This window comes from Flavobacterium sp. PLA-DH12 (genome assembly GCF_059511845.1).
Genome location: NZ_JCAMPD010000008.1, coordinates 56,886 through 82,669 on the forward strand (window position 1 = coordinate 56,886; position 25,784 = coordinate 82,669).

Below are 25,784 nucleotides of genomic sequence, written 5' to 3' on the forward strand. Positions count from 1 at the left end.
CATTTGGCAATTTTTTCACTATTTTTGACCCAAATAAATTTTACGATGAAAAAATATGCTGCCCTCCTATTATTTGCCCTTCTCTTGAATGGTTGCGATGATGGGGATTTGACTGTGGATGATATAGACTTTTCAGATATTGAAACGTCACAAGCCTGTGATCCTACAACTAATACTTTAATTTATAAATTAAAACCTCAGGAAGCTCTTTTACTTCAAATGCCAGAAGGAGCGATCATCAATGATAACGGTACCAAAACATACACAATAGATTCAAAAGGCAATGGTGCGTATCGTGTAGTTTACAGAGCCTATGATGGAGCTGTTGCAAAAGACAATATCTGTGGTACAATTCCGCCGAGCAATCCAAAAGTAACCGAAGAATGGAATGGAATTGATGGAATAATAGAAATTACCACTAAACAAATAGATCCGCCCAATAGTAATAATGACGGAGGAACTCGAATTACAGGTTACGAACACACAATTGTTTTTAAAAATATAACATTTGCAAAACCGGCTGGAAACCAAACGGAAGCAGAATTTGTGTTTGGAAAATACAATACCTCTATAACGCCAGCCAATCTGACTTTCAAAACCAATCCGAATGGTTCTGCTTATGAGTGCGATGAAGTTGCTAGAGTATACAATTACAACAATACGTTTTATTTATCTATTGATGATATCGATCCAACATTGTTTGCAGAGCCCATTACTCCAGGTCAAGCTCGTACAAGTTTAATAACAGCAACACAGAATAAAGTATTTTATAAAACTGCAAAAGAAGGAACTGGATCTATAACACCAGCTTTTGTTTGTGCCAAATTACAGCCGTCTGCACCTGCAATTGAAGAAACCTGGACAGGACAGCTCGGCAAGCCAAATGAAAGTGGAATTATTGAAGTAACCACTACTTTAACTGGACAAATTTATGAGCACACAATAGTACTTAAAAATGTAATTTTAGAGAAGGGTAATAGCAGCTTTAAATTGGGAAGCAGTTTCGTTCTTGGAAAAATCACCAGACCAAAAACAAACTAAAAAAGTAGATTTCCGAAAAGAAATCAGTAGAAATAATTCTTACAAAAAAACGTCTGTTTTTTGAGGTGATTTTACAATAAAATCGAATCAAAAAACAGACGTTTTTTATGCTTTATAAGTAAGCTTTTTATACGCTTAAAGAGCCGTTTTATTTATTGTTTTGCCTTATATAAACTTCGGTAGCACCAAGACCATACTTTTGATAATTGGCATCTTGGAAATCAATCCCGTCATAACGTCCTAATAAAAAATCAAGTTCAGCTTTCAAAATCCCTTCACCAACACCATGAATAAAAACGATTTTCGGAATGCGGTTTCTTATCGCAAATTCGATATGTCTTTTTGCCGTTTCGGTCTGTAATGTCAAAATATCATAGTTCGACATTCCGCGTTTATTAGGAACCAATTTTTCGATATGTAAATCAAATTCAGGAACTCCAACATCTCGTTTCTCTTTCTTTTCTTTAACAAAACTTCTTGGTTTTGGCTCTGTTTTCTCTTTTGAAATTTCATCTAAATCAATTCTTTTAATAGAATTCATTAAATTACTGGTTTCTTGAATTTTAAGCAATTCGCTGACTAAAAATGTCATCGTAAATCCGTCCTCAGTTTCTATCAAAACCTCGTTATTTTTAACCGAAACTACTGTTCCGTTTATAGCTTCGTCTAGTACCGAAACCTTATCTCCTTTTGCCAACATCCTACTCTTCTTTATCGTTATTTTTACTTGGCGTTTTTGCACTCAGCTGCATCATTCCGAACATGAAAACTACAATTGCAGCAATCATGATATAGATGTTCTTCTCTTCCGAAACTTGTTCGTATAACGCAACCGAAATCGCAAGAATCATTATTATAATTTTAAAAGTTTTCATCCTTTCTTTATTTTAAGATTTCAAAAATATAAAACTTTCAGATAGCGCTCCACTACTTCCCTAAACGTTTGTCATATTTTTTTAGTAAAATTGCAAAAAAAATCTGCCATGAGTTTAGAGAAATACATGATTCCTTGCCTGTTCAAAACCGTGTTTGGTTATGACTGTTTAGGATGCGGATTTCAGCGATCTTTATTCTTACTTTTTCAAGGTGATTTTTTGGCTGCTTTTAAAATGTATCCTGCCATTTATACCTGCCTTTTACTCTCCGTTTTTATCGCCTTTCATTTTTTAGACAAGTCTAGAAACTATAAAAAACTAATCTGGAGAATGGCTATTATAAATCTATTTTTTATGCTTGGTGGATATTATCTGAAGCACTTTTATTTTTAGATTTTAAATTTTCTAAAAGTCGCTTTGCTCCTTTTGGAATTTCAAAAAACTTTTATTTCTTAATCTGATCCAAAATATCATTCATCATTTCAATTTGCACTTTTTGAATTTCAATTAATTCTTGTTGCTGATGCATAATTAAATGATCAATTTTATCGTGAATTAATCTAATCTCTAACTCTGATTTCAGATTGATCATAAAATCTTTTTTAGCACGATTACGGTCTTTTTCTTCCTGACGGTTTTGACTCATCATAATAACAGGTGCCTGCAAAGCCGCAACGCACGACAAGATTAAATTTAAAAGAATAAACGGATAGGGGTCAAAACCTTTGTTTAGAAAAATATACACATTCGAAATAATCCAAATCGAAATAAAAACCACAAACGAAATAATAAACGTCCAGCTTCCTCCAAAATCGGCTACTTTATCTGCCACTTTTTGTCCTAAATTTCGAGTTTCTTCCTCCTCTTCTACAATACTTACAATAGATTTATCTTCTTTTAATGAAGAAATAACATTTTTCTCCATTGCAGAAAGTGCTCCAATTTCGGTAGAAAGGTAATTTGAAATATACTTTTGGCGATATAGATTTAATTCATTTATAGAAATGCAATCTTCGGCACTAAAATCTGGAAACTCTTTTTTTATCAATCCCAAAATAGGGTCATGTATTGCCCTTCCGTAAATTTTCTCATTTTCATCAAAAGAAAGTCCAGAAATTGCACTTGTAAATGTTGGCTTATTTTTCATTTTAGTATATTTTGAAAGCTAATTTACGCAATTAACTTCTTAAGAATTGCATAAATAAGAACAGTTTAGAATTTGCTTTTTATCACAAATCAGACTTTGTAAAGAAAATTTCTTTCGTTAAATCGTGATTTTATTTCCAAAAAACGCCTTACTTTTAACGTTCCAAAATTATTCATTCATTTTTACCATTGTGACAAAAGACAATATCATACAAAACATAAGAGCTTTAAAGAGCCACTCTCACATAAATTACGGCATTAAAACCAAAACGGAAGACTTTACAGAAAAGCTTTTTTACACGCTTTTTGATTCGAATGCGGCGCTTGACGAAAGTATTGACGAACTAGAGTTTCGCTTCAAAGAAATTGCGGTTTTGGCATGTAAAAAGCCTCAAAATTTATGCGAATCTATATGGGACCGTTTTTTAGAAAAACTTCCAGGAGTTTTAGAAAAGCTAAATCAAGATGCCGAATATATTCTTGAGAACGATCCCGCTTCAAATAGCATTGACGAGGTTTATCTGGGATACCCTGGATTTTATGCCATCGCAATTTACAGATTAAGCCACGAATTATACCATCTCGATTTATTGCTTTTTTCTCGTTTAATGAGTGAATATGCGCATAGAATTACAGGAACAGATATTCACGCAGGAGCCGATATTGCTTCACCTTTTTTTATCGATCATGCAACAGGTATCGTAATTGGTGAGACAACTGTTATTAAAAAACATGTAAAAATTTATCAAGGTGTTACGCTCGGTGCATTAAGCGTAAGCAAGGAAATGAAAAATGCAAAAAGGCATCCGACAGTTGAGGCCAATGTCTGCATTTATGCCAATGCCACCATTTTGGGTGGAGAAACAGTGATTGGGAAAAATAGTGTTGTTGGAGGAAATGCCTGGATTACCAAATCGATTCCAGAAGATTCTATCGTCTTAAACACCACTACTACTGAAGTTAAAATAAAAGAAAAAAAATAAAATGAATTCACATAAATTATTAAACCTAATTGGCAATACTCCGTTAATGGAAACTGTCAATCTAGTTAAAAATAAAAATGTAAAGCTTTTACTGAAACTAGAAGGAAATAATCCTGGAGGGAGCGTAAAAGACAGAGCTGCATACAATATGATCGCTGCCGCTTTGGAAAGAGGCGACATTAAAAAAGGAGATAAATTAATTGAAGCAACCAGCGGAAATACAGGAATTGCCTTAGCCATGATTGCGCAGCTATTTGGTATTGAAATCGAATTGGTTTTACCAGAAGATTCTACCAAAGAACGTACTCAAACGATGCGTGCTTATGGCGCTACAGTTATTCTTACGCCTGCAAGCGAAGGAATTATTGGTTCTAGAGACTACGCGGATAAAAAAGTAGCTCAAGGCGGTTATTTGATGCTGAATCAGTTTGCTAATGATGATAACTGGAAAGCGCACTACAAAACAACCGGTCCCGAAATATGGAATGATACTGATGGAACGGTAACGCATTTCGTTTCTGCTATGGGAACAACCGGGACAATCATAGGAACATCAACTTATTTAAAAGAAAAGAATTCAAACGTACAGATTATTGGTGCACAGCCAAGCGATGGTTCTCAGATTCCTGGAATCCGTAAATGGCCACAGGAATACTTACCAAAAATATTTGATGCCTCAAAAGTAGATACCGTTATTGATGTAAGCGAAGAAGAAGCTCGTGCCATGACGAAAAGATTAGCTCTTGAAGAAGGCGTTTTTGCAGGAATGAGCAGCGGAGGTTCTGTTGCTGTTGCCTTAAAAATTGCAGAACAATTAGAATCTGGAGTTGTGGTTGCCGTGATCTGCGATCGAGGTGACCGTTATTTGTCTTCGGATTTATTTGATTGAAAAAGGTTCTAAGGTTCTGAGTTGCTAAGGTTCTAAGTTTTTTAAAGAATTATAAATATAAAATCTTAGCATCTCAGAATCTTATAGACTTAGAAGCTACAAAAAAAAACTTAGCTCCTCAGGACCTTAGCAACTTAGAACCTCAAAAGAAAAAAAATGAACTACAGAAAACTAGGAAAAACAAACTTTAATATCTCTGAAATTTCGCTTGGCACTTGGCAGGTTGGCGGAAAATGGGGATCGGGTTTTGATGATAAAACTGCCGACGAGCTATTGAATACCGCTATTGACAATGGCGTTAATTTTATTGATACTGCCGATGTTTACGAAAACGGATTGAGCGAAACTGCCGTTGGAAGAGTCGTTCGTTCGCGCTCTGAACGAATTTTTGTTGCCACAAAATGTGGACGCCAGATAAATCCACATGTTAATGAAGGATATACTCCAAAAGTACTTCAAAAATTTGTTGAAGACAGCTTAAAAAGAACAGGATTAGAAACGCTTGATCTGATTCAATTACATTGTCCTCCAACAGAAGTGTACTATCGTCCGGAAATCTTTGAACTTTTTGACCGATTGAAAGATCAGGGAAAAATCCTTAATCTTGGCGTAAGTGTCGAAAAGGTTGAAGAAGCATTAAAAGCTATTGAATATTCGAATGTAACTACGGTTCAAATTATCTTCAATTTGTTTCGCCAGCGCCCATCTGAGCTGTTTTTCTCAGAAGCTAAAAAGAAAGACATTGGAATCATCGCAAGAGTTCCGTTGGCAAGCGGACTTTTAACAGGTAAATTTGATTCAAAAACCACATTTGAACCTCAGGATCACCGAAACTTTAATCGTAACGGAGAAGCGTTTGATAAAGGCGAAACTTTTTCTGGAATTGATTATGAATTAGGCTTAAAAGCAGTTGAAGAATTAAAAGCTTTATTTCCTGAATCGAAAAACCTTGCTGCAATTGCACTTCAATGGATTTTAAGTTTTAATGAAGTAAGCTGTATTATTCCAGGTGCGTCAAAAACAGAACACGTTTTATCGAATTTATCGGTTTATGACACTCCAAAATTAACCTCAGAACAGATTACAGCAATGAATAAAATCTACAGCAATCTTATTAAACCTTCTGTTCATCAGCTTTGGTAATATATACAAAAAGAAAAATTTAAAGGGTTATTAAGCATTTACAAATCTTAATAACCCTTTTTATTTTTTTTAGATATCAAATTCAATTCTAAACTCCGCACCTTTATTTTTTCCTTCGCTTGATGCGGTTAATAGGCCTTTGTTTCTTTCAATGATTTTTTTACACAAATACAATCCAATTCCTGTAGAACCTTCATTTGCGGTTCCTAGACGGCTCATTTTGGTAAACTTTTTAAACAACTCTTCAATTTGATTTTTATCAAAGCCCATTCCTTTATCTCTTACCGTCACAATTAATTTTGAATTTTCTGAAAAGATCCTGACTTTAATTTCACTATCAAAATAAGAAAACTTGACCGCATTGCTTATCAGATTCACCAAAACCTGAATTAAAAGCCCCTCGTCTATTTTTAGCTTTGCTTCATTACATTCTACAGCCAAATCCAGCTTTATGTTTTTATCAAACAAGCGCTGTTCTACTTGTTCATTAATAAACGGAATGATATTAGGAAATAAAACCGTTTTAACTTCTTGATTTACTTTTACCACTTCATCTTGTTCTTTAAGCAATTTGATGAAATTTTCAATATATCTAAATTGAAGATCAGTCGATTCGCAAATTAATTCGGCCAAATTTTTAACCGATTCTGATGGATTTTCACTTATAATCAATTGCGCCAAACCTTGCGGATTCCCTGCAAAATTTCTCAAATCATGCGAAAGCATATAGATTAAATCCTGTTTTTCATTGATAAAATTCTCCGCTTCATTAATAGATTCCTGTATATTACACAAAAGCAGTCCTGCTTCATCTGTATAGTCTGTTGGCAAATCAGATAATTTTCTTGAATCTCTGTACTCATCTAATGCTTTTGATGCTATCACAATGGGCTTTATCAGTCTATTTAAAACTAAAAGTGTAATTGCCGTTGCCAGCAATGTCATAATTAAAGAAAAGATAAGAATTGAAGATGGAGAAATACTATGTTCAAAAAATAAAACAAAAAACAAAATTCCGATTAAGGGAATATGAATGCCTATAAAAGCGACAAATAGGAATTTAAATGCATAACTTTTTTTAAGAAAACTGATTTGAGAGAGTTTATGATACAACTTCATAAAAAGAGGAGGATAAGCGCAGGTTAATAGCTATTTTTATTGGGGTAATTATAAAAACAAAATTAACTTTTATGCTCAATTAAACTAATATTTTGAAGAATTTCTAAATTTTTTCAAAAATTAAATTTGTAAAAGTTTTCAAAGGCTTATTTTTGCGCTATGGGAAGAAAAAATACAGACAAAGTTGTCTTTCATCAAATTCAAGTTCTTGATGCTGGTGCAAAAGGCGTTTCAGTAGCCAAAGCACCTGACGGAAAAGTAATCTTTATTCCGAATGTGGTACCTGGAGATGTTGTGGACGTACAGACATTAAAAAAAAGAAAGGCTTACTACGAAGGTAAAGCTGTAAAATTTCACGAATTATCTGAATATAGAGTAGAACCAATCTGCGAACATTTTGGAGTATGCGGAGGCTGCAAATGGCAAAATATGAAATACAGCCAGCAGCTTGCATTTAAACAAAATGAGGTTAAAAATCACTTACAAAGAATAGGAAAAATTGAACTTCCAGAATTTGAAGATATTTTAGGTTCTGAAAAACAGTTCTTTTATAGAAATAAAATGGAATTTTCTTTTTCTAACAGCCGTTGGCTAACAGAAAAAGAAATTGGAAGCACTGAAGATTTAGGAAACAGAAATGCTTTAGGATTCCATATTCCGAAAATGTGGGATAAAATTCTTGATATCAACAAATGTCATCTACAAGAAGATCCTTCAAATGCTATTCGTAACGAAATCAGAGCTTTTGCTAATGAACATAACTTGGCGTTTTTTAATCCGAGAGAACATTCTGGATTATTAAGAACTGTAATGATTCGTACTGTTTCTACAGGCGAAATTATGGTTTTGATTCAGTTTTTTGAAGATGATAAAGAAAACCGAGAGTTGATTCTTGATCATTTATACGAGAAATTTCCACAAATTACTTCATTGCAATATGTTGTAAACGGAAAACAAAATGATACTATTTACGATCAAGATGTTGTTCTTTATAAAGGAAGAGATTACATCTTGGAAGAAATGGAAGGTTTAAAATTCAGTATTAACGCAAAATCTTTTTACCAGACCAATTCTGACCAAGCTTACGAATTATATAAAATAACCCGAGATTTTGCTGGTCTTACCGGAAACGAGACGGTTTATGACTTGTATACAGGAACGGGAACAATTGCTCAATTCGTTTCTAAAAAAGCAAAAAAAGTAATCGGAGTAGAAAGTGTTCCTGAGGCAATTCTTGATGCTAAAGCCAATGCAGAACGCAATAATATTACAAATTGCGAGTTTTTTGTTGGTGACATGAAAGTGGTATTCAATGAAGCTTTTATTGCACAGCACGGAAAACCAGATGTTATTATTACAGATCCGCCTCGTGACGGAATGCATAAAGATGTAGTGGAGCAAATTTTAAAAATTGCACCAAAAAGAGTTGTTTATGTAAGCTGTAATTCTGCAACGCAGGCACGTGATTTGGCTTTAATGGATGAAAAATACAAAGTAACACGTGTGAGACCTGTAGATATGTTTCCACAGACGCATCATGTTGAAAATGTTGTACTTTTAGAACTTCGATAAAAATAGATGAAAAAACTAATCTCTCTTTTACTGCTCTTTACTTTTGGCTTATCTAGCTGCGAGAAAGATGATGTCTGTGATCCTAATACACCAACTACACCTAGATTGGTGATTACATTCTATGATATTTCCAATCCGACCAAAACCAGAAATGTGAGTAACTTAAAAGTTATTGGTGAAGGAATGGAACAGGGAATTGTTTTTAATGAAAGTCTTGCGGTTAATGATTCACTACGATATGTAACCAATGGAAGCACTGTTATGCTTCCTTTAAAAGTAAACGACAGTACAACAACCTTCAAGTTTATTTCCAATTCATTTAATCCTGCTTCAATCAATACTGATGTGTTAAAATTTAATTATACATCGCAAAATGTATACGTCTCTAGAGCATGTGGATTTAAAACTATATTTCAGTTAAGAAACGTTCTACCTATTGTTCAAACTGATCCAGACGGTAGTATTTGGATGACCGACGTTGTATTAGAAAACCCTAACATTGAATCTGAAAATGAAACACACATTAAAGTTTATTTCTAGTCTTTCATTATTGTTTTCAATGTTTTTAGGTTACGCTCAGGATGTTCCTGAGATTTCTAAAAATAAAGATACAATAGTGACTAAAAAGCCTCAAACAGAAAAAACTGTAAAGACGGCAAAACCAGAAGTTCAGGAAACCCAAAAAGACAGCGTTGTAAAAACAGACCGCTATGGACTTCGTGTCGGTGTCGATTTGTACAAACTTACCCGCGGACTTTATGACAAAAATTATAAAGGAGTCGAATTTGTTGGAGACTGGCGCTTGACAAAAAAATACTATATCGCTGCAGAGTTAGGCTACGAAGACAAAACTACCGAGGATGACCGATTAACTTCTTCGGCTAACGGAACGTACATAAAAGCAGGTTTTGATTATAATTTTTATCAAAACTGGTTGGATATGGAAAACTTAATTACGATTGGAATGCGAGGCGGTTTCAGTACTTTTAGCCAAGAACTGATTAATTACAAAATCTATAATCCGAATCCGTATTGGGGAGAATTACCGCCTATAGCAGAAGGTCAAAAATATAATGGCCTTACAGCAACTTGGATCGAGGTTGCAATGGGATTAAAAGCACAAGTTTTTAGAAATGTATTTGTTGGTTTTGGCGTACAGCTTAAACTTCTGGCAACCAATAAAGAGCCTAATAATTTTGAAAACCTTTATATTCCAGGTTTCAACAGAACTTATGATGGAAGCTTCGGAATTGGTTTCAACTATACAGTTTCTTACTTTATTCCGATTTACAAGAAAAAAACAATGGCGTCTGAAACTGCAAAAAAAGAAGAACCTAAGAAGAAGAAATAGTTCTTTTTTAAGATGCTAAGGTTCTGAGATACTAAGATACTAAGGCTAAAAAAAGCGGTAAATCAAGTTGATTTACCGCTTTTTTTATGTTGTTAAGAAAACTTAGAACCTTAGTATCTCAGAACCTCAGCACCTAAAAAGTTAACTGAAAATTAATCGCTGCTTGTGTATGTATTAAAGTAGTATCAAAAATTGGAACATTTAAATCGCCTTCTTTTATAACTAGCGGAATTTCGGTACATCCTAAAATGATTCCTTCTGCTCCGTTTTGAATCAATCCGTTTGCGATTTCTAAGTAACGCTTTTTCGTTTCTTCTGTTGCAATTCCTCTTCCTAATTCTTCGAAAATGGTGTAATGAATAAAATCTTTATCAGCTTCGCTTAGTGGTATTATCGTTTCAATTTCTTTCTCAGCCAATTTATCTTTAAAGAAATCCAATTCCATTGTAAATTTCGTTCCTAGTAGACCAACTTTTTTCAATTGTTTTTTATGAATTTCAATCGCTGTTTCTTCTGCAATATGAATAAGAGGAATATCAATAGCTTCTTGTATCCTATCAGCAATTAAATGCATGGTATTAGCGCATAAAAGAATAGCTTCTGCCCCACCCGATTTTAAAACTTCAGCAGCTTTTAAAAGCATATTAAAAGTCGAATCCCAATCGTTAGCATCGTTATTCTTTTTAATATCGGAATAATTAAAAGAGTAGATTAGACATTCCGAAAAATTCAGGCCGCCCAATTTCTCATTAATTCCTTTATTAATCAAAGTATAATAATCAGATGTAGAAACCCAGCTGATTCCGCCGATAAGTCCAATTTTCCTCATATATTTTCCAAATTATCCGATTTCTTTAATTCCTTTTATAAAAAGCCATTTCATAAAAAGCTTTTCACCGTCTTTGGTTCTTACAGCTTGGAATTTAGGTCCAATAATAGTTCCGATTACAAATGCTGTCATCGGAATCCAGATTCCGGTTAATCCTGTGTAAGCAGCAATCAAATATCTAAATGCAAGAAATAAAATGGCAAAAGCTGCCAGTTGGTATAAAAAAGCGCGTAGTTGTAGTTTTGACATGTTTTTTTTTAGAGTTGCTAAGGTTCTAAGATGCTAAGCTGCTAAGTTTTTCTTCTTGCAGCTTATATTCTTAGAAGCTTACTATTTATTTTAAATTATTTTTTTTTTAAGGTTCAGAGTTGCAAAGGCTCAAAGTGGCAAAGTTTTTCGACTTTGCGGTTTCAAAGCTTTTTCTTTGAACTGATAATCAAATTATATTTTTAATACTCTTTTTCTAGGTTAAAGTTTCAGTTTTCTAAACGACAAAAAATTTCACTTTGTCCCTCTGAACCTTTGCAACTTTGCACCTATTCAGAAACCTGAAATTTCGTTCTCTTACTTCCTTCGTACATTTCGTATTTTACCAAACGTGCTTCAAGGCTTCCGTTAAAAAGTTTAATTTTTCTTGAAGGTTTTAATCCTACGAATTTCAAAGCTTCTAGGTTTGCTGTAATAAACCAAGCGTTTGTTCCTGGATAATTCTTCTTTAAGGTATCTCCAATGCTGGCGTAAAATCTTTCCATATGAATATCTAAACGTTCATCATAAGGCGGATTGAAAACAATATGAAGTTTTCCTTCTGTTTCTTTTTCCGTATCAAAGAAATTCTCTTCGTACACTTTAATATAATCCTCTAAATTGGCATTTCTAATATTGTCTTTGGCTTTGCTTACAGCACTTGGCGCTTTATCAAAACCTTTAATCGTATAATGAAACTCTCTTGTTTTTTTCATTAAACTGTCAACAATTGTATCGAACAAATCATTGTCCCAATCTTTCCATTTTTCAAAAGCAAATTCTTTTCTGTTAATGTTTGCCGGAATATTGCAGGCAATCATTGCTGCTTCTGCTAAGAAAGTTCCAGAGCCGCACATTGGGTCTAGAAAATGGCTTTGTCCATCCCAGCCAGATAGTAAAAGAATTCCAGCTGCTAAAACCTCATTAATCGGAGCAATATTGGTAGCTGTTCTGTAACCACGCTGATGAAGCGAAGCTCCAGAAGTATCCAAAGCCACAGAAACCTGATCTTTATCGATATGAATATTAATACGTAAATCTGGATATTGCTTATCAATACTCGGCCTTTGACCTGTTCTTTCTCTAAATTGATCTACAATCGCATCTTTACATTTCTGCGAAACAAATTCAGAATGATTGAAATAAGTAGAATGCACCGTTGCATCGATCACAAAAGTCTGATTCGCATTTAAAAGCTTAGACCAGTTTAAACCCGAAATACCTTTGTACAACGCTTGTTCATTATTTGCTCTAAAAGAATAAATTGGTTTTAAGACTTTAAGCGCGGTACGCAAAGACAAATTGGCTTTATACATAAAACCTTTATCTCCTTTAAAACTCACCATTCTCACCCCCTTTTCGACATCTTGAGCGCCAAGTGCACGTAATTCTTTTTCTAATATTTCTTCAAAGCCAAAAAAACATTTGGCAATCATTTTAAAATTTTCTTCCATCTTGTCTTTTAAATTAAAAAAAACTAAAAATTTAAAAGATGCATTCCTGCATCTCTTTGCATAATGCAACAATGTATCGCTGCTAAATAGTAATTTTTCGGCAAAAATACACTAAATTTGCCGGACTTTGAATTAATTGAAATAGAATAAATGTCCGAAAAGCATAACGACTCCATCCCAAATCAAGAAGGCGACGATCAAAACTGGTACTCTTCGTGGTTTGACACGCCTTATTATCACATTCTTTACAAGGATCGTAATTATCGTGAAGCTCAGGTTTTCATGGACAATTTAACGCATTACCTTAATTTGCCTGAGAAAGCAAAAGTATTGGATTTAGCGTGCGGAAAAGGCCGTCATTCTATTTATTTAAATCAATTAGGCTACGATGTTTTAGGAGCCGATCTGTCTGAAAACAGCATTACTGAAGCTAGTAAAAATAGCAACGAAACCCTGCATTTTAAAGTGCACGACATGCGCGAACCTTTTGAAGAAAAGTTCGATGCCATTTTCAACCTTTTTACCAGTTTTGGCTACTTCGAAAGTGATGACGATAATCTAACAACTTTAAAAGCAATCAAAGAAAGCTTATCTGAATACGGTTTTGCGGTTATTGATTTTATGAATGTTGCAAACGTAATTGAAAACCTTGTTCCAGAAGAAGTAAAAACGGTTGACGAAATAGATTTTCACATCAAAAGATATGTAGAGGACGGGCATATTTTCAAAGAAATTGATTTTGAAGACCATGGCAGAAAATATCATTTTACAGAAAAAGTAAAAGCACTAACTTTGAAAGACTTTCAGGATTTAATGGACGAGGCTGGAATTTTCCTGCTGGACATTTTTGGAGATTATAAACTCAAAAAATTCCATAAAACCGAAAGCGAAAGATTAATCATGATTTTTAAATAAATTGGTTAATCGTTTAATTGTTGAACCGTTTAATCGCTAAACAAAAAAACAATTAACCGATTAAACGAATCAACGATTAAACAAAATAAAAATGAACTATTTACTACCCTTAATTTCTGTACTTTTAGGATATAGTGTGGCTTTGTTTATAAAACCAGAAAACAAAACCAATTTAAAACTGCTGCTTGCATTCAGCGGTTCTTTTTTATTGTCTTTAACCGTAATGCATCTGCTTCCAGATGTTTACGAATCGCATAACCACAATATCGGAATCTTCATAATGGTCGGGATTTTATTCCAGATCGTTCTCGAATTTTTCTCAAAAGGTGCCGAACACGGACACGTACACGGGCATGCAAAAATGTCTCAGATTCCGTGGCTATTGTTTATCAGTCTTTGCATTCATGCCTTTTTAGAAGGTTTTCCAGTAAGCCATCATCATGGCTTAGCTGTCGGAATTGCTATTCATCATCTGCCAATTGCTGTTATCTTAACAACATTTTTCATTAATGCAGATTTAAACAAAAAAGCCATTTTTGCCTTCATGCTCACATTTGCCATCATGACGCCACTAGGAACTGTAGCATCTGAATATTTGCCTTTTTTAAGTAAATATTACACCGAAATAACAGCAATCGTAATCGGTATTTTATTCCACATTTCGTCGACGATTATTTTCGAAAGTAGCGAAGGGCATAAATTTAATATCGCCAAAGTTTCTATGATCGTTCTCGGAATTTTATTGGCATTCTTTTTATAATGTGTCAATTAGAAAATGTGCCAATTAGAAAATTATTATTATCTAATTGGCACATTTTCTAATTATCTAATTTAATTAGCTCTTTTTCTCTCCTCTTGATTTCCAAAATTGCGTTCTTTAACGTTGATTTTTTTATTTCCAAAATTATAAACCACAGACAAACGAATAAATCGGTTACTATTATTTTGACTGTAAACTTGCTTTACGCCATTTACCACAGAAGTGAAATCTTTTAAGTAAGAAGTATTAAAAATATCATTTGCCAAAAAAGCAATTTGCATTGTTTTATTAAACAAATCCTGCTTAAAACCAATATCAAAACTTGATGTATAACCTATTTTGTATAAACCGCTTTCATAAGGTGGAGTGTAGCTAAAATCAATTTGAAGTTTAGAATTTTTTCCTAAAACAAAAGTATTATTTGTCGAAAAATCTACTTCTAAGCTATTTGAGGGAGTTGCATTGATCTCTTTAATAAATTCTGTTTTTGCGCCTAAAAAATACAAAGAATTTTCACTTGTCCACCAATCTGTAAAAGTTGCCGAATATGATTCTCCAACTCCATAATTCAAACTTTTGAAATAATTATCTCTTGTTACAATTTGTGTATTTGTTGCCGGATTTGAGGTAAACAAAACGCCGTAGCCGTTTGTAATTGAATTGACAAAAACAGTAGTTCGCAATATTTCTTTATAAGAATATCCAAACTCAAAGTTGTCACTAAACGAAGGCTGCAAAAACGGATTCCCTTCTGAATAACTATTACTGCTTATATAAATTCGAAACGGATTCAATAAATCAAAACGTGGTCTATTGATTCTTTTTCCGTAATTTAAGGTAAAAGTATTGCTGTCGTTTTTCTTATAAGATGCAAAAACCGTTGGAAACAATTTCAAATAATTATTAACCGTTTCCTGATTTAAAGTTTCAGAGAAGCCTTTTGTTTGCGTATTTTCCAGTCTCAAACCAACTTGAAAATTCCATTTTTCATTGATTTTTTTATCTCCGTTAACATAAAACGCCTGATTATTTTCCGTATAATTAAATCGGTTTGATTGTAAAGGATCTAATTCTGGAGTTCCCGAAATCGTATTATAATAAAGTACATCACTTACACTGTTTGTAAAACTCATTTTCGCGCCATAAGATAAATTCAGGACTTCAAACGGATGTTCCATATCTGCCTTAAAACTCCAATTATGAATATCTTGGTTTGAGATATTTTGCCCTGACTGATTCACCGTAACAAAAGTTCCATCTGCTAAATAGTCGTTTGCAATAAACTCACGATCAAATTTTGAATTGTAATTAAAGTAATCCACATCAAAAGACAATTTTCGGTTCAGCGAATCCAGTTTTGTTATCAAATGCGCATTATACGTTAAACTTCCCGATGCTCTGTCTGCGTAACTTTTATTGATTGTATAATTCTTTAATTGATTCTCAGCATCATATCTGTCTATCACAATATCCGATTGAAAATCCGGATTATTTCTATCGTTTATAAATTGAAAACCCGCTGTTGTTTTTTCTGAAAAATCATAATCTAAAGCAAATTTCCCTGATAGATTTTCATTTTTCATTTTTGTCATCGCGCTCATATTTGAAATTCCTTCTTCAAAATATACTTTTGAAATTTCGTCTATATTCATATATCCTGTTTTTCCGTTGACGCTTGCTGAAAGACGAAACTTATTTTTATTATAAAAGAAATTATCTCTTAAAGTATAAATCCCGTATTTATTCTGATCGTAAGAAACTGTTGTCGAATTTTTCCACGAATCACGAACTCCTTTTTTCATGATAATATTTATCAATCCTCCAGTCCCATCGGCTTCATATTTTGCTGGCGGATTGCTTATAATTTCAATATTCTTAATGTCTGCTGCAGAAATCGATTTCAAGAAATTATTCAATTCCTCGCCAGTCAATTCAATCAAACGCCCGTCTATCATCACGCGTGAAGTTCCTTTTCCTAAAATGGTAATTACATCATTTTTTACTACAACCCCAGGCGCTGTATTAATGGCGGTTAAAGCATCGCCACCAGTTGTTGTAACATTGTTTTCGAAGTTATAAACTAAGCGATCTGTTTTCTGTTCGATGGTTTTCTTTTTAGACTGAACCACAACTTCAACTAATTTGGTTTCATTTTCTTTGAGAATAATAATTCCTAAATCGGTATTTTTTTCTAGCGAAATTTCTTTTTCATAGTTAGTAAATCCTAAAAGATCGATTTCTATCTTATAAAAGCCGTTTTTAAGTTTTATTTCAAAAGAACCATCTTCTTTAGTTGTAGTTCCATCGATAATTTTTCCTTCTTTATTTAATATTGAAATTTCTGCCCATTCTAAAGCTTTTGTTTCACTAGCTACTTTTCCTTTTAATGTTGATTGTGCTAAACAAAATAAAGGCAATAGTAAAAAGATTAGGAGATTTAATTTTTTCATGATTTCTAATTTTTAACTTGTTCGATTAATTTGAAGCAAAGTTGCTATAGAAAATTTCCATGTGCGACCGATAAAAAAAAGTCGAACCATTTTCTCAAATAGAAATTGGTTCGACCTTTTTTTGTAATGCGTTCGACTTTTTACAAAGCCTTTATTTTTAGCTATTTCTGTACGCTGTCGGTGTTAAATTTGTATATTTTTTGAACGAAGTATTAAAAGATGATTTTGAATTAAATCCTACTTCGTACAAGATTTCTAAAACCGTTAGATCTTTTTTGGAAGGATTTTTAAGAATTTCCATCGCTTTTTGAATACGATATTCATTCACAAAATCAAAAAAATGCTGATCCATATGTTGATTAATCAAAACAGATAAATCTCGAACTGGAATTTCAATTTGATTAGAAAGTTCCTGAATTGTAAGCGACGGATCAAGAAAAGGTTCTTTTTCTGTCATATAGTGTTTCAATGCCAAAATTTGGTTTGTAATTATTTCGTTTTGGCTGTCTTTTGCACCAGTACTTTCATTCTTTTTCTTAGGAAGAATATCTCTCGCTAATAACAATTTAGAATCGATGCCTCTAAAAAGTTCAGGATAATTGAGCGCTTTTAAAACGAACCAACAAGTGATCGTCAAAACCAAAAACTGCAATATGGTGTGAGACCAAATCAATAAGAAATCAATGGCAGCATATCGCAATATATTTTTGGCTATCGATAGGTAATACAAAACAAAAAGTGCCATTGCGATTTGAAACAGCCATTTAAAAATAGAAGTTCTCGGATTCGTATAATTTTCCTGAAATATTTCTCTGTACTTTTTCAAAACCAAAAAGACACCTATGCTATAAAAGACTGTTTGTAAACCTAGGATAAGAAACAAATAAAACATTTCTGGCGATTGGTCACGATGGTCATAAAACAGTCTTTTGTTAGCTTCATTTAATAGATAGAGTCTAAACAAGAAAACCACATTTGTTAGAACAAACGGAATTAAATGCAACAAATGTTTTGAACGCAACCTAAAATCAGCAAAACAAACGGATAAGACATAAAGATAGAAAGCTGGCAGTACTAACGCACAAATAGTCCATCTAAAAAATTCGAAATTAAAATGATCTCTAATGAAGTTCTCATCGATGAAAATACCGCTATTATCAATGGCAAAAAATATCAAATAGCAAGCAAATAGCCTATTTGCAAGTTTGTTTTTTGTTTGCACAGTGAGTAAAAAGAAGGCCAACAATAAGGAAACAAAAACTGATATTCCGGCCATACCTGTTAAAAAAGTGACTGTATTCATTACTTTTTTGATTAATTAACAAATATAATGTTTTAGTCCTTAAACATAAACTCATTAGAAGTTAGATCAATTTACAATAGCGTTTCGGTAAGCCGTAGGCGTTAAATTTGTATATTTTTTGAAAGAAGTATTAAATGAAGATTTCGAATTAAAACCTACTTCGTACAATATTTCTAAAACTGTAAACTGATTTTTTGAAGAGTCTTTCAAAATAGTCATCGCCTTCTGAATGCGATATTCATTCACAAAATCAAAAAAATGCTGGTCCATATGATGATTAATCAAAATAGATAAATCTCGAACAGGCATATTAATTTGATTTGCCAATTCCTGAATTGTAAGCGATGGGTCTAGAAATGGTTCTTTTTCAACCATATAATTTTTTAATGCTGAAATCTGGGCAGAAACAGCTTCATCCTGATTGTTTGTAATTTCGATGACTTCATTATTTTCTTTAGGAAGAAAGTCTTTAGTTAACGTCAATCTTGAATTAATTCCTCTAAAAAGCTCTGGGTGATTTAATGCTTTCATAACAAACCAGCATATTACGCTTAAAGCCATAATCACCATTAAAACATTTCCCCACAAAAAAGTATCTCTGGAAGCGGTATAGCGCAATAAATTTTTTGAAGCTGTAATAGAATGCATAACTACAAAAACACAATTCATCTGAAAAAGCCATTTGTAGGTAGACGTACTAGGATTGGTGTAATTTTCGAGATAAATTCTTTTGTATTTTCTTAAAATCAAGAATATACTCACAATATAAAACCAATACTGAAATTCGATTAGAATTTGAAAAAAGTAAATTTCAAACATTGTACTGTAATGTTCTAAAATAAACTGCTTTTCAGCACCCGATTTCAAATAAACTCTCGGCATTAAAACAAAATTCATCACTATAAATGGAAGTGTATAGATTAAATGCCTCCATTTTAGTCTAAAATCAGAATAACAAACTGCCAAAACATAGAGATAAATCAACGGCATTTCTAACAAACACACTGTACTTCTAAACAAATCTATATTTATATATTCTATCGGAAATGAATAATCCATTAAACCGCTAAAATCAATCGCTGACAAAATAATAAAACAAGCAAAAAGTCGGTTAGCCAATTTATTCTCCGTCTTTACAGTAAGTAAAAAAAGTGCCAATAATAACGAAACAAAGACAGCAATACGGGCAACGCTATCTAAAAATCCTAATTTATCCATTTATCTTTTTATATTAAACAAATATAATATTTTAGTTTATGTAACAATGATGAGAAAGAAGCGTCTTTATTCAAAAAAATAAAATAAAATGAAGATTATAAAGCTTTGAACTTTGCGAGATTGAGATAAAATATATTAATTTTGGCGCGTCTAAATAACTATAAAATGACATTTACAAAAACCACGGAACAATCATCAAAATATGAACATTTAGAGAAAATGTCTGTTCATGAATTGTTATCTAATATTAATCAAGAAGACAAAACTGTTCCTTATGCTGTCGAAAAAGCTTTGCCACAGATCGAAGTTTTGATTCCACAAATAGTCGACAAATTAAAGTTGGGTGGTAGGTTGTTTTATATTGGAGCGGGAACTTCTGGCCGACTTGGTGTTGTTGACGCTTCTGAATGTCCGCCTACATTTGGAGTACCTTTTGATTTAGTAAATGGTATTATAGCTGGTGGAGATACCGCTATCAGACGTGCTGTCGAAAACGCTGAAGATAGTACAACAAATGCCTGGATCGATCTTCAAAATCATAATATCGATTCAAATGATGTTGTAATTGGAATCGCGGCATCTGGCACAACTCCTTATGTAATTAGTGGTTTAGAAGCTTGTAATGAAAATAATATCGTTACAGGATGTATTACATGTAATGCCGGAAGTCCGTTGGCATTGACGGCTCAATTTCCTATTGAAGTTGTTGTTGGACCAGAATTTATTACCGGAAGTTCAAGAATGAAAGCTGGAACTGCTCAAAAACTGGTTTTAAATATGATTTCGACCGCTGCAATGATTCAGCTAGGAAAAGTGAGAGGCAATAAAATGGTGGATATGCAGCTAAGTAATATTAAGCTGGTTGATCGCGGCGTAAAAATGATTATGGACGAAATTCCAGTATCGTATGATGAAGCATCAGAATTATTAAAAAAATACGGCAGCGTGAGAAATGCAGTCGATAATTATAATAAGTAAAAAGTTTTCTGTGAAATGTTGTTTCAAACTGCAATTTGAAACTTGAAACAAAGAAAACTTGAAACAAAAACAAAATGGCAACAAACAGACAATTACTAGGAAAAGGAATTAAATATTTAACAGGTGCTTTGCCTTTAATGTTTCTTGGTCCATCGTTGATTTATAATGCTTTTCAGAATCAAAGCAACAACTGGCACTATCTTGTTTTAGGAATCGGAATTATAGCTTGCTTGTCTTCTATGGTTTTGATCTTTTTGGGATTGAAAACCATTATGAAAGGTATATTTAATGACTAATTTGTATCTTTACTAAAATTCTTTGTTATGGATATACAAGCAGAAATAAACTGGATTCATCAAGAAATTGATAAAGTAAAAGATCCTTCTTTTGTTGAAAAACTAAAACACCTTTTACAATCAATAAACAATACTGCAATTGATTCGGATGCAGCTTATAATTTAGATATTGAAAATGCCTTAGATGATATTAAAAAAGGTAATTTTTATACTGAAGATGAAGCTAAAGAAATTGCAAAAAAATGGGGAAGAAAATAATTTGGACAAACAGTGCTTTGAGCCAATTAGAAGATATTCATTTTTACATTTTTTTTGAAAGTAAATCAATCACGATTGCTGACAAAGTAGTTAATACTATTTTTGAAAGTACAGAAATTCTTAAAATACAGCCTGAAATCTATAAACTTGACATACAGAAAGCCAAAAATGATGGCAATTTTAGAGTTTATTCTGTTTACGATTACGCTATTTCTTATCAAATAACGAACGAGAGTATCTATATACTTCGAGTGCGCCACAATGCACAAAAACCTAAAAAACATTCATGGAAAGTCTAATTCACATTCAGAAAACATTTGACAAAGTTGTTTATATTGATAAACGAATAAACAATCGGGAGTTTGAAGATTGTGTGTTTAAAAATTGTGATTTTTCCAACAGTAATTTTAGTTCTAATACTTTTCTTGACTGCGAATTTATAGACTGTAATTTATCTATGACAAGTTTGGCTGGAACAAGTTTAAAAAATGTCACTTTTAAAAATTGTAAACTTCTAGGAATCGCTTTTAACGAATGTGACGATTTCTTATTTCAGGTATATTTTGAAGATTGCGTTTTGGATTATGCGCTTTTTTCGAATAAAAAAATGCCAAAAACCAAATTTATCAATTCTTCCGTGCGTGAAGTAACTTTTATCGGAACTAATTTAACGAGTTCTATTTTTGATAATTGCAATCTTGATGGCGCTATTTTTAACGAAACACAATTGGCTGGAGTTAATTTTAAAACAGCTTATAATTATAAAATCGATCCTGAATTTAATCCGATGAAAAAAGCACAATTTTCTACAGACGGAATTGTTGGATTATTACACAAATACGATATCAAGATTGTTTAAAAACAACGCCTCGAATTACACGAATTAACACGAATTGAGATTTCGATCAATTTGCGATTCAATTAATACTTGTACTATTTGTGGCAAAAAAAATAGCTATGAAATTATCTGAATCTTATCTAGAAAGTGTCAAAAAACAATTTTTATACTATAAAATGCTTGGAGAAAAAGCTATAGAGCAGCTTGAGCCTTCGCAACTTTTCGTATCGTTTAATGAAGACACCAACAGCATTGCTACCATCATAAAACACATTTCTGGCAACATGCTTTCGCGCTGGACTGACTTTCTAACTTCTGATGGAGAGAAAGAATGGCGAAATCGTGATGCAGAATTTGAAAACGATTTACAATCTAAAGAAGAAGTTTTGGAAGTCTGGAACAAAGGCTGGACTTGTCTAGAAAATGCTTTAGAAAGCTTAAAACCCGAACAGCTTTCAGATATCATTTACATTAGAAACGAAGGTCATACTGTTATTGAAGCTATCAATCGTCAGTTGGCACATTATCCTTATCATGTCGGACAGATTGTTTTTTACGCCAAACAATTGAAAAACAGCGAATGGAATAGCTTATCGATTCCGAAGAATAAATCGGGAAATTATAATGCTGAAAAGTTTGCCAAAGAAAAAGAAATCAAGAACTTTACTGACGATGAATTAAAAAGATTGAAATGATCGAATATTATGCAAATTTTGGCGGAACATGTTGGTGGATCTTAATTAAATTCTGCAAAACAAATTTAACCGAAGAACAGAGTTCTAAAAACAAAAAACGGAATTTACTTTTTATAGCTTTTATAACTCTTGTAATTTTCTTTTTATTCTTTAATTGAAAAAAGGACTTTTGACAACTAAAGCCCTAGCCCCGATGGTAGCGGCATCCTTTTGTGGTGGGGTTCACCACAAAAGATATAGCGGACAGCGGGATTAGCTCCTAAAAAACAACTTATTTAAAATGAAAAAAATACTATTCTTATTCCCTATTCTGACTTTAGTTTCATGTTATAATGCTGAACATAATTGTAAAGATTTTAAAACTGGAAAATTCAAATTTGAAACAGAAGTCAACGGAGAGAAAAAAACGACCTATTTTGAGCGCAAAGACGATATCGAAATCGAAACTTTTGAAGGAAAAACAGATACTGCAACCATTCGCTGGGTAAGTGACTGCGAATATGTGCTGCAGAAAAAGCATCCAAAAAACATGGCTGAAGAAAAAGCAATCAGCATGAAGATTTTAACAACTTCTAAAGATTCTTATACGTTTGAATTTGGCTTGGTTGGTTCTGAAGAGAAACAGCGAGGTACTGTTTATAAAGTTGATTAAATAATAAAGGCTCCAATTTGGAGCTTTTTTTTTGCCACAAAGGCACAAAGACGCTAAGAATTTATTTTTTTGTGCCTTTGCGTCTTTGTGGCAAATTAAAATAATGTGTTTCTTTTACATTTCTATTATAAATAGTACATTAGAACTCTAATCTAACCAAATGAAAAATACCATTTCGCAACGTGTTGCCGACTTTTTAAAGAATTATCCGCCGTTTAATTTTTTGCATCAGAGAGATTTAGAAAAACTATCTGAACAGATTTCTATTATTTATAAAGAAAAAGATTCAGTAATTTTTGCAGAAAATGATAAAACACACGATTCTTTTTATGTAGTTCATAAAGGTGCAATCGCTTTGAAAAAAAGCACTAAAAACACCGTTTTAGACATGTGTGACGAAGGCGATATTTTTGGACTTCGTCCGCTTTTGGCACAAGAAAATTACATTATGGAGGCTGTAGCGCATGAAGAAAGTATTCTTTACGCTATTCCTATTGCAGTTTTTAAACCTTACGCCCTTGAAAACAGAAACATTGGTAATTTTTTGATTGAAAGTTACGCTTCAAATACTCGAAATCCGTATTCAGACATTCATAAAGATAAATTATATGGCGATGATCAGTTAAATGAAAACCTGCATTCGAGCAATCATTCTTTTGATTTAGCGCCCATCAAATATTCAAAAAAAATCGTTACTTGCAGTCCAACAACGACTGTTAAGGAAGTGGCTAAGATTATGAACAAAAAGAAAGTTGGCGCTATTCTAATTGTTGATGAAATGCTTCCGATTGGTATTCTAACCGATAAAGACCTTCGAAATAAAATTGTTACCGGCGATTTTCCAATTACAACAACCGCCGAAACGATAATGACAAAACCTGTTATTACTTACCCGAAAAAAATGACGGTTACCGAGGCACAAATGGCGATGATGAAAAGTAATATCAGTCATTTATGTTTAACTAAAGATGGAACGGTAAATACTAAAGCGGTAGGAATTTTATCGAAACACGATGTTATGGTGGCGCTCGGAAATAATCCCGCAGTTTTGATAAAAGCCTTAAAACGAACAAAAAAAATCAAGGAAATAAAGCCGATTCGCAACCGAATCATGCAACTGCTTCAAGGTTATCTGGATCAAAATATTCCGATGACTTTGATTACCAAAATCATTACAGAATTGAACGAGGCCTGCACTACTCGAGTTATCGAGATCTGTTTGGAAAAAATGAGCAGTCCTCCTCCTGTAAAATTTGCGTGGTTGGCGCTTGGAAGCCAAGGACGCGGTGAGCAAATGCTGCACACCGATCAAGATAATGCAATTGTTTACGAAAATGTAAGTGAAGTTTTTAGGGACGAAACTAGAATATATTTCTTAAAGTTTGCTGGTCTTGTCAATAAAGGCCTTTTTGAAATTGGTTACGATTATTGTCCTGCCGATATGATGGCTTCTAGTCCGAAATGGTGTATGAGTCTAGATGAATGGAAAGCTCAGGTGCATCATTGGATTACAAATCCTGGGAAAAATGAAGTTTTACTTTCCTTTATTTTCTTTGACTACAGCAAAACTTATGGAGACTCTGAAATCGTTAACGAATTATCTGATTCTATTTTTGAAAACGTAAAAGCAAATCCGATTTTTTATATGCATTTGGTGAGCGGTGCTTTACAAAGCCCTTCGCCTACTGGTTTCTTCAGACAATTTTTAGTTGAACAAGATGGCGCAAACAAAGATAATTTTGACATCAAACGAAGGGCCTTAATGCCTTTAACAGATGCGGCGCGTGTTTTAATTTTATCTCATTCTGTAAAAGGAATCAGCAATACGGCAGAACGTTTTGAGAAATTGGCTGAACTGGAGCCAAATAATAGAGAATTATATTTGTCTTGTTCTTATTCGTTTAAAGCTTTACTGAAATTTAGAACCAAACAAGGTCTTTTACACCATGATTCGGGTCAGTTTATCGAATTGGAGTCTTTAACCAAAATGGAAAAAATTAAGCTGAAACGTACTTTTAAAACCATCAAAGAACTTCAGGAACTTATTTCAGTACGTTTTAATATCTCAAATCTGGTATAATAATGAGTTTATTCAATTTTTGGAAGAAAGAAGAAAATAATCTATTCGATGAAAATATTACCATCGAAGAAACTCGTTTTGTTGTTTTAGATACCGAAACTACAGGATTTGATTATGAGAACGATCGTATTTTATGTATTGGCGCATTAGTTCTTCAAAACGGAATCATTAATGTTCAGGATAGTTTTGAAGTGTATCTTGAACAAGATCATTATGATAAATCGACCGCTCAGATTCATGGCATTTTAAAAGATTTATTGATTAAACGTCCGACCGAGTTAGAGGCTTTACAGCAATTTTTAGATTTTTTAGGAGATTCTATAATCATTGCACATCACACAATTTTTGATGTTACCATGATTAATAAAGCTTTAGAACGAAATGGCCTTCCTTATTTAACCAATAAAACTCTAGATACTGCTTATTTGTACAAAAAGACTTTAATTCAATCGCATTTATTTGAGCGAAAAGATCATTATACCTTAGATGATTTGGCTGACAAATTTGATATTTCAAAAAAAGATCGCCACACTGCTTTGGGTGATGCTTACATCACGGCGATTGCTTTTCTTAAAATTGTAAAAAAGCTAAAAGAGAAAAAAGCAGTCAATCTAAATCAGCTTTTTAAACCGTTTTAAGATTTTTTTAGGAATCTAAAATTTACATTCTAAACTTTTAATTTACTATTTAGTA

Annotated in this window: 29 protein-coding genes; 19 read left to right on the top strand and 10 right to left on the bottom strand. The window is 33.0% G+C overall.

The window, feature by feature from the left end:
* The first annotated feature begins 45 nt into the window (after positions 1-45).
* Positions 46-1,041, top strand: a complete 996-nt coding sequence (locus tag AC5ZCW_RS16105) for a hypothetical protein (RefSeq protein ID WP_496120829.1) — start codon at positions 46-48, stop codon at positions 1,039-1,041.
* Positions 1,042-1,189: 148 nt separating this feature from the next.
* Here AC5ZCW_RS16105 and AC5ZCW_RS16110 read toward each other — a convergent pair whose 3' ends face one another.
* Positions 1,190-1,741, bottom strand: coding sequence for a DUF8465 domain-containing protein (locus AC5ZCW_RS16110; RefSeq protein ID WP_496120830.1), 552 nt, complete (start codon positions 1,739-1,741; stop codon positions 1,190-1,192).
* Between the two features lies 1 nt (position 1,742).
* Positions 1,743-1,916, bottom strand: a complete 174-nt coding sequence (locus AC5ZCW_RS16115; RefSeq protein ID WP_008462622.1) for a hypothetical protein — start codon at positions 1,914-1,916, stop codon at positions 1,743-1,745.
* Positions 1,917-2,024: 108 nt separating this feature from the next.
* Between AC5ZCW_RS16115 and AC5ZCW_RS16120 the strand changes: the two genes are divergently transcribed.
* Positions 2,025-2,309, top strand: coding sequence for a DUF2752 domain-containing protein (locus tag AC5ZCW_RS16120; protein WP_177210168.1), 285 nt, complete (start codon positions 2,025-2,027; stop codon positions 2,307-2,309).
* A gap of 52 nt (positions 2,310-2,361) precedes the next feature.
* On the opposite strand, the gene AC5ZCW_RS16125 is transcribed toward AC5ZCW_RS16120, so the two are convergent.
* A complete protein-coding gene (locus AC5ZCW_RS16125; protein ID WP_281632030.1) occupies positions 2,362-3,063 on the bottom strand; it encodes a DUF1003 domain-containing protein in 702 nt (233 codons plus the stop codon).
* Positions 3,064-3,253: 190 nt separating this feature from the next.
* Between AC5ZCW_RS16125 and AC5ZCW_RS16130 the strand changes: the two genes are divergently transcribed.
* From AC5ZCW_RS16130 to AC5ZCW_RS16140, 3 genes are all read left to right on the top strand, one after another.
* Positions 3,254-4,045 (top strand): serine O-acetyltransferase, encoded by a 792-nt coding sequence (locus AC5ZCW_RS16130; protein WP_343542633.1) that lies wholly within the window; start codon positions 3,254-3,256, stop codon positions 4,043-4,045.
* A gap of 1 nt (position 4,046) precedes the next feature.
* Positions 4,047-4,934 carry a cysteine synthase CysM gene (gene cysM, locus AC5ZCW_RS16135; protein WP_281632029.1) on the top strand — a complete coding sequence of 296 codons (888 nt, stop codon included), beginning with the start codon at positions 4,047-4,049 and terminating at the stop codon, positions 4,932-4,934.
* Positions 4,935-5,090: 156 nt separating this feature from the next.
* Positions 5,091-6,077, top strand: coding sequence for an aldo/keto reductase (locus tag AC5ZCW_RS16140; RefSeq protein WP_496120831.1), 987 nt, complete (start codon positions 5,091-5,093; stop codon positions 6,075-6,077).
* 69 nt (positions 6,078-6,146) lie between these two features.
* Here the strand turns inward: AC5ZCW_RS16140 and AC5ZCW_RS16145 are convergent, their stop codons facing one another.
* Positions 6,147-7,196 carry a sensor histidine kinase gene (locus tag AC5ZCW_RS16145; protein ID WP_496120832.1) on the bottom strand — a complete coding sequence of 350 codons (1,050 nt, stop codon included), beginning with the start codon at positions 7,194-7,196 and terminating at the stop codon, positions 6,147-6,149.
* Positions 7,197-7,355: 159 nt separating this feature from the next.
* Between AC5ZCW_RS16145 and rlmD the strand changes: the two genes are divergently transcribed.
* From rlmD to AC5ZCW_RS16160, 3 genes are read left to right on the top strand one after another with little or no spacing between them, the layout of a single operon-like run.
* Positions 7,356-8,768, top strand: a complete 1,413-nt coding sequence (gene rlmD / locus AC5ZCW_RS16150) for a 23S rRNA (uracil(1939)-C(5))-methyltransferase RlmD (protein ID WP_496120833.1) — start codon at positions 7,356-7,358, stop codon at positions 8,766-8,768.
* 6 nt (positions 8,769-8,774) lie between these two features.
* Entirely contained in the window at positions 8,775-9,308 is a 534-nt protein-coding gene (locus tag AC5ZCW_RS16155; RefSeq protein ID WP_343541996.1) for a DUF6452 family protein, read from the top strand.
* On the top strand, positions 9,280-10,119 hold the full coding sequence (locus AC5ZCW_RS16160) for a DUF6048 family protein (protein WP_177210175.1): 840 nt from the start codon (positions 9,280-9,282) through the stop codon (positions 10,117-10,119). Before AC5ZCW_RS16155 ends, AC5ZCW_RS16160 begins: the two co-directional genes overlap by 29 nt.
* 133 nt (positions 10,120-10,252) lie before the next feature.
* On the opposite strand, the gene AC5ZCW_RS16165 is transcribed toward AC5ZCW_RS16160, so the two are convergent.
* From AC5ZCW_RS16165 to AC5ZCW_RS16175, 3 genes are all read right to left on the bottom strand, one after another.
* Positions 10,253-10,948 (bottom strand): aspartate/glutamate racemase family protein, encoded by a 696-nt coding sequence (locus tag AC5ZCW_RS16165; protein WP_496120834.1) that lies wholly within the window; start codon positions 10,946-10,948, stop codon positions 10,253-10,255.
* A 12-nt stretch (positions 10,949-10,960) separates the two neighbouring features.
* The gene (locus AC5ZCW_RS16170; RefSeq protein WP_177210177.1) at positions 10,961-11,197 is read right to left on the bottom strand and encodes a hypothetical protein; all 237 of its coding nucleotides are present in this window, start codon (positions 11,195-11,197) and stop codon (positions 10,961-10,963) included.
* Between the two features lie 287 nt (positions 11,198-11,484).
* Positions 11,485-12,648, bottom strand: a complete 1,164-nt coding sequence (locus tag AC5ZCW_RS16175; RefSeq protein WP_343542001.1) for a THUMP domain-containing class I SAM-dependent RNA methyltransferase — start codon at positions 12,646-12,648, stop codon at positions 11,485-11,487.
* Positions 12,649-12,798: 150 nt separating this feature from the next.
* Between AC5ZCW_RS16175 and AC5ZCW_RS16180 the strand changes: the two genes are divergently transcribed.
* Both AC5ZCW_RS16180 and AC5ZCW_RS16185 read left to right on the top strand, forming a co-directional pair.
* The gene (locus AC5ZCW_RS16180) at positions 12,799-13,563 is read left to right on the top strand and encodes a class I SAM-dependent methyltransferase (RefSeq protein WP_343542003.1); all 765 of its coding nucleotides are present in this window, start codon (positions 12,799-12,801) and stop codon (positions 13,561-13,563) included.
* A gap of 91 nt (positions 13,564-13,654) precedes the next feature.
* Positions 13,655-14,323, top strand: coding sequence for a ZIP family metal transporter (locus AC5ZCW_RS16185; RefSeq protein WP_177210180.1), 669 nt, complete (start codon positions 13,655-13,657; stop codon positions 14,321-14,323).
* Positions 14,324-14,394: 71 nt separating this feature from the next.
* On the opposite strand, the gene AC5ZCW_RS16190 is transcribed toward AC5ZCW_RS16185, so the two are convergent.
* From AC5ZCW_RS16190 to AC5ZCW_RS16200, 3 genes are all read right to left on the bottom strand, one after another.
* Positions 14,395-16,773, bottom strand: a complete 2,379-nt coding sequence (locus AC5ZCW_RS16190) for a TonB-dependent receptor (RefSeq protein ID WP_496120835.1) — start codon at positions 16,771-16,773, stop codon at positions 14,395-14,397.
* Positions 16,774-16,930: 157 nt separating this feature from the next.
* Positions 16,931-18,076, bottom strand: a complete 1,146-nt coding sequence (locus AC5ZCW_RS16195; protein WP_496120836.1) for a helix-turn-helix domain-containing protein — start codon at positions 18,074-18,076, stop codon at positions 16,931-16,933.
* A 66-nt stretch (positions 18,077-18,142) separates the two neighbouring features.
* The gene (locus AC5ZCW_RS16200; protein ID WP_496120837.1) at positions 18,143-19,294 is read right to left on the bottom strand and encodes a helix-turn-helix domain-containing protein; all 1,152 of its coding nucleotides are present in this window, start codon (positions 19,292-19,294) and stop codon (positions 18,143-18,145) included.
* Positions 19,295-19,459: 165 nt separating this feature from the next.
* On the opposite strand from AC5ZCW_RS16200, the gene murQ reads away from it, so the two are divergent.
* From murQ to AC5ZCW_RS16245, 9 genes are all read left to right on the top strand, one after another.
* A complete protein-coding gene (murQ, locus tag AC5ZCW_RS16205) occupies positions 19,460-20,272 on the top strand; it encodes an N-acetylmuramic acid 6-phosphate etherase (RefSeq protein ID WP_496120838.1) in 813 nt (270 codons plus the stop codon).
* Between the two features lie 74 nt (positions 20,273-20,346).
* Complete coding sequence (locus tag AC5ZCW_RS16210; RefSeq protein WP_496120839.1) at positions 20,347-20,568, top strand: DUF6095 family protein; 222 nt, start codon at positions 20,347-20,349, stop codon at positions 20,566-20,568.
* A gap of 27 nt (positions 20,569-20,595) precedes the next feature.
* Positions 20,596-20,826, top strand: a complete 231-nt coding sequence (locus AC5ZCW_RS16215; RefSeq protein WP_111424143.1) for a hypothetical protein — start codon at positions 20,596-20,598, stop codon at positions 20,824-20,826.
* Positions 20,811-21,125, top strand: coding sequence for a type II toxin-antitoxin system RelE/ParE family toxin (locus AC5ZCW_RS16220; protein WP_496120840.1), 315 nt, complete (start codon positions 20,811-20,813; stop codon positions 21,123-21,125). Before AC5ZCW_RS16215 ends, AC5ZCW_RS16220 begins: the two co-directional genes overlap by 16 nt.
* Positions 21,113-21,685 carry a pentapeptide repeat-containing protein gene (locus tag AC5ZCW_RS16225; RefSeq protein ID WP_496120841.1) on the top strand — a complete coding sequence of 191 codons (573 nt, stop codon included), beginning with the start codon at positions 21,113-21,115 and terminating at the stop codon, positions 21,683-21,685. The genes AC5ZCW_RS16220 and AC5ZCW_RS16225 overlap by 13 nt, the downstream gene beginning before the upstream one ends.
* Positions 21,686-21,783: 98 nt before the next feature.
* Entirely contained in the window at positions 21,784-22,359 is a 576-nt protein-coding gene (locus AC5ZCW_RS16230; protein ID WP_343542015.1) for a DUF1572 family protein, read from the top strand.
* A 280-nt stretch (positions 22,360-22,639) separates the two neighbouring features.
* Positions 22,640-23,011: a DNA topoisomerase IV gene (locus AC5ZCW_RS16235; protein WP_177210189.1), complete on the top strand. Its 372-nt coding sequence runs from the start codon at positions 22,640-22,642 to the stop codon at positions 23,009-23,011.
* A 160-nt stretch (positions 23,012-23,171) separates the two neighbouring features.
* Positions 23,172-25,091: a DUF294 nucleotidyltransferase-like domain-containing protein gene (locus AC5ZCW_RS16240; RefSeq protein WP_496120842.1), complete on the top strand. Its 1,920-nt coding sequence runs from the start codon at positions 23,172-23,174 to the stop codon at positions 25,089-25,091.
* Positions 25,092-25,093: 2 nt separating this feature from the next.
* Positions 25,094-25,729: a 3'-5' exonuclease gene (locus AC5ZCW_RS16245; protein ID WP_496120843.1), complete on the top strand. Its 636-nt coding sequence runs from the start codon at positions 25,094-25,096 to the stop codon at positions 25,727-25,729.
* The last annotated feature ends 55 nt before the right edge of the window (positions 25,730-25,784 follow it).